We start from the raw sequence: 13475 nt of genomic DNA, 5'->3' as shown, positions 1-13475 counted from the left end.
CCGCGGTGTTCGTCGTCGCGGGCGGCGCGGCCGGTGTCCCGCCGACGTCACCGGCCGGCGTTCTCGATCAGGAAGGTGTAGTGGCCCTCCAGGTCTTCCCGGACGTCGAGGACCTTCTCCGCGAGCCCGACCCTGGCCTCGCGCGAAAGGAACACCTGTGTGTCGTCGATCGCGACGACGTCATCGCCCTTGCCCGGACACGTCGCCACCTCCACCTCGACCGCCGTCCCCTCCCGGGGCGGCCCGTCGAGGACCAGGCGGCAGCCGCCGCGCCGCCCGACCTGGTGGGCCTCGGTGATCCGGTCGATCGCCGCGATCGCCGATCGGGTCATGGTGAGCATCCGCCATCCCGCCTTCCTCCGGTCGTTTCTCCGGTCCTGCTTCGTGTCCGGCCGGTCAGTGCCTCGTCTTGCCGTCCAGCGCCTGCGTCCACTCCCGCTCCCAGTGCTTGAGCCGCATGCGGTCGAGCCCGAACACGAGGACTCCGTAGAGCAGGCTCAGCACCGCGCAGAACCCCGCCCACGCCCCGAATCCCGTCATCACACCCTCGACGGGCCCCGTGCGCGGGTCGAGCGGCGGCGGTACCGGATTGCCGGCCTGATCGAGCCACACCACAACCGTGTCGCCGGCCTTGGTCAGCGGGTCCGCGTCGACCTGCGCCACGCGGAAACCGCCGCCGGGCAACCGCCACCGGGCGTCGCGCGGCTGGGGTCCGGCCGGCACGCCGTCGGGGCCGACGGCCTGCTGCGGCGGCCCGTCGACGAGCAGCGTCGCGTCGGCGCGGTGGCGGTTCGCCGCTTCCTCGACGGCCTGTTTTCCGCGCTGCGCGGCGGTTTCCGACCCGAAGACGCCGGCGAACGGGACCGCCACCAGCGCGAGCACCACGAAGGCGGCGAGCACCGCCGCCTGGAACCGGTCCGACGGCCGGACCACCACGCCGCCCCGCGGGAACAGGGCGTGCCACATCCGCTTGAACCAGTCGGCCGAACGGTTCACGGTGCTCGCCCCCTGTCGCCGGGACCTCCTTCGGCCACCGGCACAGGCGTGCGCGCGCGGTGCGCCGAAGCGCCGCGGGCCGCGAGCCAGATGCACGCCACGCCACCGGCCAGGAACACCACACCGACCACGACTAGCAGCACCGACAGCCAGCCGATCGCCGGCACGGTCGCGCCGGCCTCCGCCTCGACGGCGACGCCGCGCGAGCCGTCGGAGTTCATCACCACGACGGTCCAGTCCCCGCCGCGCACGGGCCACGCCACGGACTGCGTGCCGGGGCCCGACGCCTGGCCGGCCCAGATGCCGGCCTGCTGCGGCGGGGTCGTGAGCGCGCCGCCCGGGATGTCGATGCCGACCGTGCCGCGGTCGCCCAAATCGGTCACGGTCGTGTGCTCGACGCCGGCGAGATACCGCGCCGCGCTCGCGGCGGGCGCGATGCCGATGAAAACGCCCTGCGTGGCGTCGACGGCGGTGGCGCGGATCCGGGTGTCGCCGACGATCCCCGCGAGGTCCGGCCCGCCGGTGCCCAGGCCGTGCAGCTGCACGGGGTCGCTCGCGAGCGCGTAACCCGAAGCGCTGAACGGGGCCGACGCGGAGAAGTAGCCGTCGGCGTCGCGCTGGTTGCGGTCGGCCCACATCAGCGCGCTGCCGCCCGAGAGAAGACCGGTCGAGAACAGCACAAGCACCGCGCCGCAGACGGCGGCGGCGATGCGGCCGCCCGTCCAGCCCGTGGCCGCCGGGCCGGATCCGCTCTCCGGTGGTGTGGGAGGCGGGGCGAACGGCTGTGTCTCAGGCTCGGTCCTGGGCTCGGTCGCGTAACCGGGCGGCGGCTGCGTCAGCGGTTCCGGCGAGGGCGCCGGTCCGCCCGGCTCGCTGCCGCCGAGGTCGAGCCTGAAGGGCGGGTACCGGTCGGTCAGCAGCGACACGTAGGCGGCCACCCGCAGCACCCAGCGGTCGAGCCCGAGGATGAAGTCGAACAGCGGGCGCGGGTACTTTCCGGTGAACAGCAACACGATCGCGGCAATCAGCACCAGGATGCCGACGAGACCGCCGGCCGCCCAGGTGAAGTCGTACCGGCCCGACCGCGTGAACAGCCACGTGCCGCCGCCGACGAACAACCCCACGATGATGAGCTGCGGCAGCGCCAGCAGCCACCACTTCACGAGCACGAGCCCGCGGGAGAGCCGTTGCGGGTACTCGACCTGCAGCCGCGCCGGGTACTCGGGCACGTCGCCGAACGTGAACGGCGGGTACCGGTCGGTGCCGAGCGCGGCGTAGGAGTAGTACTGCACGCGGAAGCTCCACCGCAACACGCCCACGGTGAACTCGAACAGCGAGCGCGGATAGCGGCCCGTCACGAGGATCGCGAAGAACGCCGCGATGCCCACGAAGGGGTAGGCGAACCACAGGACCGCCAGGATGAGGTAGTGCGGCAGCGCCAGCAGCCACTTCACGAGCCAGAGCCAGCGGGACAACGGTTCGTCCAGGTCGGCCTCGACTCGGACGGGATAGACGGGATAGACGGGGTTCACGGTCGGACCTCCTTCACCTCGGCCACCGGCGAGGCCGCGGGTGCCCGCTTCGGTCCGAAGTGGACTCCGCTGCGCGGGAACCGCCGGAGGTCGGCGGGTGGCGCACTGCGGGTGCGACCCGTGCGGAATCTCCGGGTGCTCGGTGGCGGAGTTCCGCCTCGCCGAGGTCCGGAGCCGGCACCGGGCCGCGCCCCAAGGGGAAGGACAGGCTTCGAGTGTCGCACGCTGTGACCGCACCCACCAGGGCCGCGGCCCGCGGGCGGTTCACCGTGACCCTCCGGAGACCACCGCGTGAGCCGGGCGCACGGGGACCGTCCACACGAGACGGGTGCCGCCCGAGGACGGGCACTCCACGCGAAACGTGCCACCCGACTCGGTCGCGCGCTGCTCGAGGTTGCGCAAGCCGCTGCGCGCTACGCCCGCCGGGAGCCCCACCCCCGTGTCGGACACTTCGACGACGAGAGCGTCGCCGAGCGTCACGGTGACGGCCAGCTCGCCGGCGCGGGCGTGGCGCAGCACGTTGCTCACGGCTTCGCGAACCACGGCTTCCGCGTGTTCGGCGAGGATCGGCGGCACCCGTTCGAGCGGGCCGGACAGCCGCACGGTGGTGCGGATCGCCGAGTCGCCCGTCGTTTCGGTGACGGCGTGCTGGAGGCTCGCGCGCAGGCCACCGCGGCGCCTCGGGGCCGCGTGCAGCTGGAAGATCGCGCTGCGGATCTCCTCGATGACCTCCTGCAGCTGGTCGATGTGCCGGCTCAGCCGCGACGCGACGGGCGGCGTCCCCGCCCGGCGCAGCGTGTCGCGCATCTGCAGCCCGACCGCGAACAGCCGCTGCACCACGTGGTCGTGCAGGTCGCGGGCGATCCGGTCGCGGTCGGTCACCACGTCCAGCTCGCGGCGGGCGGCCTGGTTCCCGGCGTCGCGCAGCGCGAGCGCGGCCTGGTCGGCGAACGCGGACACGATCTGCAGCTCCTGCTCGTCGAAGCGCGCCGCGCCGGGAGCGCGAACGGCGAGCAGGACGCCGGCGATCGACTCACCGGATCGCAGCAGCACCACGAGCGCGGGGCCGAGGTCGACGCGCGGGCCGTCGGCGAGGTCGACGGCGAGCCCGGAGACGCTGCGCGGCACGTGGTCGCGCAGCACGGCACCGGACGTGGACCCGGCAACGGGAATCCGGCGGCCGGTGAGGGCGTCGGAATCGGGACCGGCGCAGACGGTGACCACGAGTGCGTCTTCGGTGGCGGGCACGGCGATCAGCGCGTCGACGGAACCGGTGAGGCCGGCGGCGCGGCTCGCGATCAAGCGCAGTACTTCACTGATCTCGGTACCGCCGAGGAGCGCGGCGGAGATCTCGCCCGTGGCTTCGAGCCAGCGCTGGCGGTTGCGGGTTTCTTCGTAGAGCCGCGCGTTGTCGACGGCGATGCCGGCCGCTGCCGCGAGCGCGGCAAGCGCTTGCTCGTCGTCGTCGGTGAACCCTGTGCCGCTTCGTTTTCCGGTGAGATAAAGGCGCCCCAGCAGCGTGCCGCGCGCTCGCAGCGCGACGCGAAGCGAAGTGCGGCCGGCTCGACAGGTCCACGCGCGGTCGAGGTGGTCGAGCTCGGTGACGACGAAGCCGGTGGTGGCGCCGTCGGCGTCGAGCACCGCGAGCGCGCCGTAGCGCGCGTCGACGAGGTCCGCGGCGGTCGCCACGATCCGGCGCAGCGTGCCGTCCAGCTCGAGACCGGCCGACAGCCCGAGGACGGCCGTGAGCAGCGCGTCCAGCCGGTCGCGTTCCCCGGCCGGAGCGGTCGCGCGGACCCGGTCGACCTCCGGCATCCCGTCACTGTGGCACACCGATCCCGGCCCGGGGTCACCCGTGAACGGCGACCTTGGACCCGGCGCGCGGGACGTTCGGCACTAGCCCGGCCCGGCGCGCGGGCGCAGGGTGGGATCGAGGGCGGAGGTGACCCATGAAGGCCGGAGTCATACCCGTCGGGCGGCTGAGCGCGCGCCAGGTCCGGTCCGTGCTTCTCGCCGCGACGACCCCGCCGCCCCTGCACGACACCCGGCCGTGGCGGTTCCTGTGCACGCCGGGGTCCATCGAACTCCACGCCGGCCCGCCCGCGGGCGGTCGCCGCGGGCAGCTGCTGGACTGCGGCGCGGCCCTGCTGAACCTCCGGCTCGCGGTGAAGGCCCAGGGTTGCCACCCCGACGTGCGGCTGCTGCCCGCCGCCACGCGGCCCGACTTGCTCGCCGTGGTGCGCCCGCGCGGACTAGAACCGGTGACACCGGTCGATCGCCGCTTCGTCGAAGCCATCCGGCTCAGGCGCGGAAACCGCAGCCCGTTCAGCGCGGCCCTGGTGCCACCGGCGGTGCAACGCGAACTTCGCAAGGCGGCCGAGCTCGAACGCGCCTGGCTCGCCACGATCGGCGACGCACAACTGCCGCAGCTGTGCGAAATCATGCTTCCCGGGGGCGCCACGTGCACCGACTTCGCCGCGGCGCCCGGACGATTGCTGGTCGCCGTCGGCTCGCTGCACGACACCCCGCTCGCCCAGCTGCAGGCAGGCCAAGCCGTGCAACGAGTCCTGCTCACGGCGGCGGCCGCCGGGTTGTCCGCCGCCCACTGGTCCGACACCCTCACCCCCGCCCGCCGCCGCGATCTGCGCCGCCTTCTCGGCGGCGGCATGTGGCCCCAGGCCCTGCTGCGCCTCGGCCACGGAGCGCCCGTCCCCTTGCGACCCCACATCGGCCTCGACGCCGTGGTGACCAGCGACGAACGCCCGTTCTCCCGCGGCTGGCCGTGATCGCCCCGGCCCCGAGCCGAACCCACCACCACACACGGAGAACGACCGTTCTCTCAACATCGGCAGCGATCACCCTCCCGCACAACACTTCTCGTAGGGCAGCGCGGTCGGCCGCACGGCGGCCCGGGTAGTGCAGGTGCACCACTACACCGGTTTCGGTGACCTCGCATGCCGCACCCGGCGAAATCGCGGCTTCCTGAGGGGAACGACTATTCTCCCGCAGCGGTGATCAGCCTTCGGCGCGGCGTTCCTCGTCGTGGAGCGCGGTGACGAGAACGGCCGCCTGGGTGCGGCGTTCCACACCGAGTTTGGCGAGCAGGCGGGAAACGTAGTTCTTCACCGTCTTCTCCGCCAGGAACATCCGTTCGGCGATCTGCCGGTTGGTCAGCCCTTCGCCGATGAGGTCGAGCAGCACGCGTTCCTGGTCGGTCAGCGCGGCGAGCGGGCCGGGGCCTCGGGTACTCTCGCGCAGCTTCGCCATCAGGGCGGCGACCGCGCGTTCGTCGAGCAGGCTGTGGCCGGCCGCGACGCGGCGGACGGCGTCGACGAGCTGGAGTCCCTTGATGTCCTTGATGACGTAGCCGTCGGCGCCGGCCAGAACCGCGTCGACCATCGAGTGCTCGTCGGTGAAGGACGTGAGCATCAGGCAGCGCAGGCCGGGCAGTGTGTCGCGCAGGTCGCGGCACAGGCGGACGCCGTCGCCGTCGGGGAGGCGGACGTCGAGCACCGCGACGTCCGGGCGCACTGCGGGGATCCGGGCCAGCGCCTCGGCGACGGAGCCGGCCTGGCCCGCCACCGTGAGGTCGTCCTCGTCCTCCACGAGGTCGGCCACGCCGCGGCGCACCAGCTCGTGGTCGTCGACGAGGAAGACGGTGATCACCCGCGGTCCGGCCACGGACCGAGGTTACGCCCCGCCCGGCCGGTTAGACTGACCGAACACTGTGGACCCCAGCCCCCGGTCACCGTGGATTTGGGGAGAGGCGCGGGATGTCCGTGGAGAACCAGCCGAAGGCCGACGTACCGCAAGCCCTTGCGCCGCCCGGGGTTTCGCGGGTGCGCACGCTCGTGAGCGCCGGGCGCGTGACCGTCGAGGTGTCCGGCGCGCTCAGTCCCGCCGGTGACGCCGTGCTCGCCGCGCACCTCGCCGAAGCCGTGGCCCTGCGCGCCGCGGACGTGGTGGTGGACCTGACGGCGTGCACCGCCCTCGGCCCGGAGTCGGTGGCCGCGCTCGCCGGCGACCGGTTCCGCGTGCGCGCCGGAAACCCCGATGTGACAACCGTCCTCGACAGGGCGGGAATCGTCCACGAAGCCCCCGACGACTCCGTGGAATCTCCCCCGCCCGGCCCGACGACCGTCATCCGGTCCGGCGCCGCACGCTGAACCCGCTCAGGCGCGCCGGTGGCGCCCGACGTGAAAAACCCGCCATGGCAACGAACGCGGCCGGTTTCCCGCCGAATGGCGGTTACGGCCCAATGCGACGTCGGTGACGTCCGTGACCGGAACCAGCTTGCTGGAACTCGGATCCGGGGTTTCGGCGTCGACGATCGGCACGTGCGAAACCGCCGCCGCGTCGACGCACTCGCCCGCGACCACCCCGGTCCGCACGGTTACGCCATTGTCTTCCCGAGCCAGATAGGCGAACTTCCGCCCCACCGCGAACGGCCCGGTTTCCGTCTCGATTCCGTTGGTCATCCGCCTCCACCCTTCACCGGCCCCAGGATTGCGGAAGCCGGTTCCGGGGGCGGGCTGACGCCCTCGTCGCGAATCTACCTCATGATTTCCGGTTTCCGGGTTTTTCACCCGAACAGTCGCACCGTCCTCAGTGGATCATCAGGGCGGTCAAGGCGTTTCCCCGGCGCGGCTCGCCTTCCCGGAAGGCGGGCAGGCGTCGAGGATGTCCGTGGCCCGCACCAGGCTCACCGGGGTGTCGGCGGCCGCGCCGCGCGGACGCACCGGGACCCACGTGGTGCTGGTGTGCTCGTCGCGCAGGCTGCGGCCCGCGATCGTGCCCGTCTTCTCCTGCCACGACGGTTCTGCGGATTCCCGGGCAGCACGGCGCACCCGGCACCGATATCGCACTTGCCAGCCCCGCGGATATCCGCCACCGTGGCGAAGCGGCCAGCCAGGGAAAGCGCTTCCGGTCTTCAGATCGCCGCCCTCAACGGACGGATCGCGCGGACTGTCGTCCCCCAACACCGCCGGTCACCCCGATCCCGCGTGAAAAACATCTCCGGTCGCCGGGGTCCTGGGCAAGAAGTTCACAGATTAGGCCCGTGCAGGCCGGTGGTCGCTCGGCCACCCGGGTGGTTCCGGCGAGCGGCCGGGTACGGTCCGTGTCCGAATCGAAGATCCATAGTGGACCGAAACCTCTTCGGAGCTCCACGGGGAAGCGTTTTCCCGGCGCCCGTCACCCCACCGGGCGAGCCCGGATCGGGATATGCTGAAGGGTCCGCCCCGGCCCCCGGCGGCAGCACCCGCGGCCGTAAGAACGGAGGGCCCGATGACCGCCTCTGCCCTGTGCGCCCCTGCCCGATGGGCCTCTGCCCTGCACACCTGCGCCGGCACCCCTGGCGGGCAGCCGTGAAGCGCACGACGGTGCCGTCCGTCGCCGACCTGCACAGCGCCCACGAGCTCCCCGACGACCAGCGCCGCCACGTGGTCCGCCTGGTCGCCTCCGCGGCCGAGGACGTCGACGACTGCGCGCTGCTGCTGGCGATCCTCGGTCTCGACGCCGCCGACGGCCTCGCCCAGGACCACCGCTGACGAATCCGCGTCAGGCGGTCGTTTCCAAGGCCAGCAGCGCCAGTTTCGCTTCCTCGCCACCGCGGTAGCGCCCGGAGCTGCCGTCGGAACGCACCACGCGATGGCACGGCACGACCAGCGGCACCGGATTGCGCGCGCACGCCGTCCCGACGGCGCGCACTGCCTGGGGACTGCCGGCTGCGGCGGCGACTTCGGAGTAGCTGCGCGTGCTGCCGTACGGGATCTCGCCGAGCCGCCGCAGCACCTCGCGACGGAAACCTTTGGCCAGCCGCAGATCCACCGCGACGTCGAACGTGCGGCGCCGGCCGGAGAAGTACTCGTCGAGCTCACGAGACACCGCGTCCAGACGGGCCGGCGCGGCGAGCACCCGCGGGCTGATGGCCGCGGCCAGCTCGGCGAGCACGGAACCGTGGTCCTCCACGGAGAACGCGACCCGCACGAGCCCGGCGCCGGTCGCGGCCAGCAGCAGCGGGCCGACGGGCGAGTCGACCGTGCGGTACGCGACGTCGAGCAGACCGTCGCGTTCGGCCGCGGCCAGCAGCCGGGCGCGCAGGCGGTCCTGCGCGGCCTCGTCGTCCGCTGGCAGCGCGGCGAACAGATCGGCGGTCATGGCGCTGCTCCTTCCAGCTCTCCTCGGCGCGACGCCGCGCGCAGGGCCTTGACCCCGTCGGCGGCCGCGCGGCGGGCCGCGGCCGCGGTGCCGCCCGTGATGGCGGCGACCTCCTCGTACGGGAACCCGGCGAGGTAGTGGTACGCGACGGCCGCCCGCTGCTTGTCCGGCAACGCGGCCAGTGCGTCCCACAGGTCGCCGTCCCAGTCCTCCGGACGGCCGGTGCGGCTCGGCTCGTCGGGGGTCCGCTCCACGGGCACGGCGTGGCGCGCGCGGGCGCGGGTGATGTCCACGGCCTTGCGGTGCGCGATGGTGACCAGCCACGCCGCCACGTTGGCGCCGGCCGGCAGATCGGGGTAGGCCTTGAGCGCGGCCAGGAACGTCTCGGACCACGCGTCCTCGGCGTCGTGCGGGCCCACCACCGCGCGGCAGACCCGCAGCACCATTGCCCCGTGGTCCGCGACGAGCTCGTCGAACGGGCGCGGGCTCAGAACAGCCTGCCGTCGTCCTCGGCGGGCGGCTCCTCCAGGCTCAGGAGGAACCGCTTGCGGTCCACGCCGCCCGCGTATCCGGTGAGGCCGCCGCTCGCGCCGACCACCCGGTGGCACGGCACCACGATGCTGATCGGGTTCCAGCCGTTCGCATTGCCCACCGCCTGCGCGGCGCCGGGGTCGCCCAGTTCGGCGGCGAGCTCGCCGTACGTGCGCTTCTCGCCGTACGGGATCTTCGTGAGCAGGCCCCACACCTTGCGCTCGAACCCGGACCCGCGCGGCGCCAGCTCGAGGTCGAACTCCCGGCGCTCGCCCGCGAAGTACTCCCCCAGCTGCCGGATCGCCTCGGCGAAGCCCTCGTCCGAGCGCGGCCCCAGGCTCGCGAGCCGCGGTTCGCGCTTGTGGCCCTCGAAATAGAGCCCGACGAGCGCCGTGCCGTCCGCGACCAGCGTGAGGTCGCCGACCGGCGACGCCGTGACCGTGTGCCGAACGCCCATGTCCCCGTTCCCTTCTGCTCGCCTCTCAGCAGGTAGACGCGTGGGCACGCCGGAATGTGAGATCCGCGAGGCGAGCGACTTCCCGCCGCGCCACGATAGTCCGGCGAAGTCCGGGACGACCGGTCGGACGAACCGCTAACGTCGCCCTCGAACGTCGACGTCGCGGGAGGAACGCATGGACCCGAACCTGCTTTCGGCCGGGCAGCTCGCCGCGGCCCTGCGCGCCGGCGAGGTGACGGCCGTCGAGCTGGCCGAGTCGGCGATCGAGCGCATCGGGAAGTACGACGGGGCCGTCAACGCGATCTGCGTGCCCGATTTCGACCGTGCGCTCGACGCCGCCCGCGCGGCCGACGCGGCGCGCGCCCGCGGTGCGGACGGTCCGCTGCTCGGCGTGCCGATCACGGTCAAGGAGTCGTTCAACGTGGCCGGGCTGCCGACCACGTGGGGTCTGCCGCCGTTCGCGGGCTTCGTCCCGACCCAGGACGCGCTGCCCGTCGCCCGGCTCAAGGCGGCCGGCGCGGTGCTGCTGGGCAAGACCAATGTGCCGCTCGCCCTCGGCGATCTGCAGACCTACAACGACATCTACGGCACCACCGCCAACCCGTTCGACCTCGCCCGCACGCCCGGCGGTTCGTCCGGCGGCTCGGCGGCCGCGCTGGCCGCGGGGTTCGGCGCGCTGTCGATCGGCTCGGACATCGGCGGCTCGCTGCGCACCCCCGCACACTTCTGCGGCGTCTACGCGCACAAACCGTCGTACCGGCTGCTGCCGTCTCGGGGCCACACGCCGCCGCCGGCCCCCGCGCTGCCGACCGAGGTGGACCTGGCCGTGATCGGCCCGATGGCGCGCAGCGCCGCCGACCTGAGCGTGCTGCTCGACCTGCTCGCCGAGCCGGATCCGCTCACGCTCGGGGTCGCCTACGAGCTGCGCCTGCCGCAGGCCCGCCACGAGCGCCTGGCGGAGTTCCGCGTGCTCGTGCTCGAAGACCACCCGGACATCCCGACGTCGGCGAGCGTGCGCGCCGGCCTCACCCGAGTGGCCGACGCGCTCACCGCGGCCGGCGCCCGTGTGGACCCCGGCCACGGGCTGGTGCCCGACCTGGCCGAATCGGCGCGGCTGTACCTGCGGCTGCTGTTCGCCACCTTCGGCACGAACTTCCCCGCCGAGGTCTACGAACGGTTCGGCAAGCTGCTGGCGGACCTCCCACCGGGCGACGACAGCCTCCACGCCGCTCGGGTGCGCGGGGCCCGGCAGAGCTACCGCGACTGGTTCGCGGCCGACCTCGCCCGAGAACGGCAGCGCCACGCCTGGCGCGCCGTGTTCGCCGAGTACGACGTGGTGCTCTGCCCGGCCTCGCCGACCCCCGCGTTCGCCCACGACCACTCACCGCAGCAGGAGCTGCGGCGCGTCCTCGTGGACGGCGTCGAGCACGGCTACGGCGAACAGCTGGTGTGGGCCGGCCTCGCCACGCTGCCGGGACTGCCGGCCACGGTCGTGCCCACGGGCCTCGACGACGCGGGACTGCCGGTCGGGGTCCAGCTCGTCGGGCCGATGTTCGAGGACCGCACCCCCCTGCGCCTGGCCGAGCTGCTGGAGCGGGAGATCGGCGGGTTCACCGCACCGGACCTCGAACGCCGATAGTTCCTAACCCGGCGGGGCCATGGATTCGAACTCGAGCGCGCCGAGCAACGCGAGCCGCGCGGCCGACTCCGTGCCGGGCCGCGCCGTGCAGACGACGATCCGCAGATCGCCGTGGCGGCTGGCGAGCACGTCGCGGTCCAGGTCGAGCCGCCCGACGTCGGGGTGCACCACGGTCAGGCACGTCGGCTGGCGCGCGAGGTCGTCGACGCCGGGCGCGTCCCACCGGCTGCGGAACCCCTCGCTCACCGAGCCCACCCGCCCGAGAAGCGCCGACAGGTCCGGGTCACGCGGGTAGCGCGACTGCGCGAGCCGCAGGTCGGCGACCAGCGCCGACTCGTAGTCCTCGCGCTCGGCCGCGTTCAGCACCGTGCGCGTCGGGCAGCCGGTGAAGTGGCGCCACACGGCGTTGCGCTCGTCTTCGCGTGCGGCCGGTTCGCCCAGCAGCCCCACCCAGGGCCGGTTCCACGCGATGAGGGTCCACATCGCGTCGTGCACGGCGATCGGGTGGTCGTCGAGGCGTTCAAGCAGCCGCCGGGTGCTCTCGGGCACCAGCCGCCCGACGCGGCCGCCGCCCAGCTCGTGACCGGCGAGCCGGAACAGCCGTTCCTGCTCGGCGTCGGACAGGTGCAATGCCCGCGCGAGCGCGACGCACACCTGCACCCCGGGAGCCGGCGCGCGGCCCTGTTCCAGGCGCACGACGTGGTCGACCGAAAGCCCGGCCAGCACGGCCAGCTCCTCGCGCCGCAGCCCGCGCGCCCGTCTCGGCCCGTGCACCGGCAGGCCGGCCCGGCCGGGTACCAGCCGTTCCCGCCAGCCCCGCAGCGTCGACGCCAGCTCGTCCGGGCTGTTCACACCACCCATCCTCGCAAATCGCGGCCGGTGATCCTACCGCCGCTTTTCGCAAGCCTGGAAAGGCGTTCGGCTCCGGACGGGTCCGCCACCCGCCCGGAACCGCACGTCCGGCCGCAGGACTCAGTGGCGCAGACCGGCCTGCTTCAGCAGCGGCATCACGTTGTCGCCGAAGTACTTCAGCTCCTCGTTGTAGTCGATGAGGCCGAAGATCATGCCCTCCATCCCGGCCTCGTTGAGCGCGCCGAGCTCTTCGGTGACCTGCTCCGGAGTTCCCACGATCGGGTAGCCACCCCAGCCGGCGATGAAGCGCTCCTGCATCTCCTTCACCGCGTGGTCGAACGACTGGCTCGCGCCCGACCCGGCGATCTTGATGACGTTGCCCGCCGCACCCCAGTCGCCCTCGTCCACGACCTGCTGGAAGGCGCGCTTGGCCTCCTCCTCGGTGTCGCGGCAGACGACGAGGCCGTAGGTCATCACCTTGATGTCGCGCTGGTAGTCGTCGTGGGCCTTGGCCTTCACCTTCGCGGTGTAGGCCTTGATGTTCTCCAGCGTGTCGAGCGAGGCGAAGTTGATGTCCACGTTGCGCGCGGAGAACTCGATGCCCGCGGGCGAGTTGCCCGCGTTGAGCAGCGCCGGGCGGGGCGCCTGGTGCGGCTTCGGGTAGGCCTCGACGTCGTTGCCCTGGAAGTACTTCGAGGCGACGTCGAACGAACCTTCCTCGGTCCACAGCCGGATGGCGTAATCGATCCACTCCTGGCCGAACGCGTAGCGCTCGTCGTGCTGGCGCTGCTCGCCGCCGAACATCTCCATCTCCGGCGGCACCCAGCCCATCACCAGGTTGAGCGCGAAGCGGCCGCCCGAGATGTGGTCGATCGTCGTGGCGGCCTTCGCCGCGACGATCGGGTGCACGGTCGGCAGGTGCGAGGTCGACGCGATGGCGATCCGCTCCGTCGCCTCGGCCAGGCCCGCGGCCCACGCGTAGGTCTCGAAGCAGTTGCCGTTGAAGTTCGTCGAGCCGCCGAAGCCCTTCCAGCGCGCGACCGGCACGAGCACGTCGAAGCCGAGGCCGTCGGCGCGCTGGGCGATCTCGCGCGTGTGCTCCCAGGTGATCTTGTAGGTGCTCGGGGCGTGGCTCATGATCAGCCCGTAGGAGCAGTTGGTGCCGAACAGGCCCAGCTTCATCTTCTGGTCGCCGAACAGCGGGTTCGTCTCGGCCCGGTCCACCAGCGGCCGGGTCTCGTCCGCCGGGCGCGGGTCCGTCGGGGCGAGGCCGAGGCGTTCGTTGGCGGTCATCGTCATGGGGGTCTCC

16 protein-coding genes are annotated in these 13475 nt (G+C 73.0%); 4 read left to right on the top strand and 12 right to left on the bottom strand.

What is annotated here, in order from left to right:
• Positions 1-47 precede the first annotated feature (47 nt).
• The 4 genes from ABZU76_RS12540 to ABZU76_RS12525 form a co-directional block, all read right to left on the bottom strand.
• Positions 48-332: a hypothetical protein gene (locus tag ABZU76_RS12540; RefSeq protein ID WP_354868093.1), complete on the bottom strand. Its 285-nt coding sequence runs from the start codon at positions 330-332 to the stop codon at positions 48-50.
• A 64-nt stretch (positions 333-396) separates the two neighbouring features.
• On the bottom strand, positions 397-996 hold the full coding sequence (locus ABZU76_RS12535; protein WP_354868090.1) for a hypothetical protein: 600 nt from the start codon (positions 994-996) through the stop codon (positions 397-399).
• On the bottom strand, positions 993-2528 hold the full coding sequence (locus ABZU76_RS12530) for a DUF4389 domain-containing protein (protein WP_354868088.1): 1536 nt from the start codon (positions 2526-2528) through the stop codon (positions 993-995). The genes ABZU76_RS12535 and ABZU76_RS12530 overlap by 4 nt, the downstream gene beginning before the upstream one ends.
• A 264-nt stretch (positions 2529-2792) precedes the next feature.
• Positions 2793-4343, bottom strand: a complete 1551-nt coding sequence (locus tag ABZU76_RS12525; RefSeq protein ID WP_354868085.1) for a GAF domain-containing protein — start codon at positions 4341-4343, stop codon at positions 2793-2795.
• A gap of 134 nt (positions 4344-4477) precedes the next feature.
• On the opposite strand from ABZU76_RS12525, the gene ABZU76_RS12520 reads away from it, so the two are divergent.
• Positions 4478-5314: a hypothetical protein gene (locus tag ABZU76_RS12520; protein ID WP_354868083.1), complete on the top strand. Its 837-nt coding sequence runs from the start codon at positions 4478-4480 to the stop codon at positions 5312-5314.
• 229 nt (positions 5315-5543) lie between these two features.
• Here ABZU76_RS12520 and ABZU76_RS12515 read toward each other — a convergent pair whose 3' ends face one another.
• Positions 5544-6194: a response regulator transcription factor gene (locus ABZU76_RS12515; RefSeq protein WP_354868428.1), complete on the bottom strand. Its 651-nt coding sequence runs from the start codon at positions 6192-6194 to the stop codon at positions 5544-5546.
• Positions 6195-6301: 107 nt separating this feature from the next.
• Between ABZU76_RS12515 and ABZU76_RS12510 the strand changes: the two genes are divergently transcribed.
• The gene (locus ABZU76_RS12510) at positions 6302-6694 is read left to right on the top strand and encodes a hypothetical protein (protein WP_354868080.1); all 393 of its coding nucleotides are present in this window, start codon (positions 6302-6304) and stop codon (positions 6692-6694) included.
• Positions 6695-6700: 6 nt separating this feature from the next.
• On the opposite strand, the gene ABZU76_RS12505 is transcribed toward ABZU76_RS12510, so the two are convergent.
• Both ABZU76_RS12505 and ABZU76_RS12500 read right to left on the bottom strand, forming a co-directional pair.
• The gene (locus ABZU76_RS12505; RefSeq protein ID WP_354868078.1) at positions 6701-7006 is read right to left on the bottom strand and encodes a hypothetical protein; all 306 of its coding nucleotides are present in this window, start codon (positions 7004-7006) and stop codon (positions 6701-6703) included.
• 147 nt (positions 7007-7153) lie between these two features.
• Positions 7154-7375 (bottom strand): hypothetical protein, encoded by a 222-nt coding sequence (locus tag ABZU76_RS12500; protein WP_354868075.1) that lies wholly within the window; start codon positions 7373-7375, stop codon positions 7154-7156.
• A 519-nt stretch (positions 7376-7894) separates the two neighbouring features.
• Between ABZU76_RS12500 and ABZU76_RS12495 the strand changes: the two genes are divergently transcribed.
• Positions 7895-8077: a hypothetical protein gene (locus ABZU76_RS12495; RefSeq protein WP_354868072.1), complete on the top strand. Its 183-nt coding sequence runs from the start codon at positions 7895-7897 to the stop codon at positions 8075-8077.
• A 10-nt stretch (positions 8078-8087) separates the two neighbouring features.
• On the opposite strand, the gene ABZU76_RS12490 is transcribed toward ABZU76_RS12495, so the two are convergent.
• From ABZU76_RS12490 to ABZU76_RS12480, 3 genes are read right to left on the bottom strand one after another with little or no spacing between them, the layout of a single operon-like run.
• Positions 8088-8687, bottom strand: coding sequence for a methylated-DNA--[protein]-cysteine S-methyltransferase (locus ABZU76_RS12490; RefSeq protein WP_354868069.1), 600 nt, complete (start codon positions 8685-8687; stop codon positions 8088-8090).
• Positions 8684-9178 carry a sigma-70 family RNA polymerase sigma factor gene (locus ABZU76_RS12485; protein ID WP_354868424.1) on the bottom strand — a complete coding sequence of 165 codons (495 nt, stop codon included), beginning with the start codon at positions 9176-9178 and terminating at the stop codon, positions 8684-8686. The genes ABZU76_RS12490 and ABZU76_RS12485 overlap by 4 nt, the downstream gene beginning before the upstream one ends.
• Positions 9175-9675, bottom strand: a complete 501-nt coding sequence (locus tag ABZU76_RS12480) for a methylated-DNA--[protein]-cysteine S-methyltransferase (protein WP_354868066.1) — start codon at positions 9673-9675, stop codon at positions 9175-9177. The genes ABZU76_RS12485 and ABZU76_RS12480 overlap by 4 nt, the downstream gene beginning before the upstream one ends.
• Positions 9676-9850: 175 nt before the next feature.
• On the opposite strand from ABZU76_RS12480, the gene ABZU76_RS12475 reads away from it, so the two are divergent.
• Positions 9851-11314, top strand: coding sequence for an amidase (locus tag ABZU76_RS12475; protein ID WP_354868063.1), 1464 nt, complete (start codon positions 9851-9853; stop codon positions 11312-11314).
• Between the two features lie 3 nt (positions 11315-11317).
• On the opposite strand, the gene ABZU76_RS12470 is transcribed toward ABZU76_RS12475, so the two are convergent.
• Positions 11318-12166: a helix-turn-helix domain-containing protein gene (locus tag ABZU76_RS12470; RefSeq protein WP_354868060.1), complete on the bottom strand. Its 849-nt coding sequence runs from the start codon at positions 12164-12166 to the stop codon at positions 11318-11320.
• 120 nt (positions 12167-12286) lie between these two features.
• A complete protein-coding gene (locus tag ABZU76_RS12465; protein WP_354868057.1) occupies positions 12287-13465 on the bottom strand; it encodes an LLM class flavin-dependent oxidoreductase in 1179 nt (392 codons plus the stop codon).
• Positions 13466-13475 lie beyond the last annotated feature (10 nt).

The organism is Amycolatopsis sp. NPDC005232, assembly GCF_040607795.1.
Classification (GTDB): Bacteria; Actinomycetota; Actinomycetes; order Mycobacteriales; family Pseudonocardiaceae; genus Amycolatopsis.
This window is presented reverse-complemented; position numbering and strand designations above follow the sequence as displayed.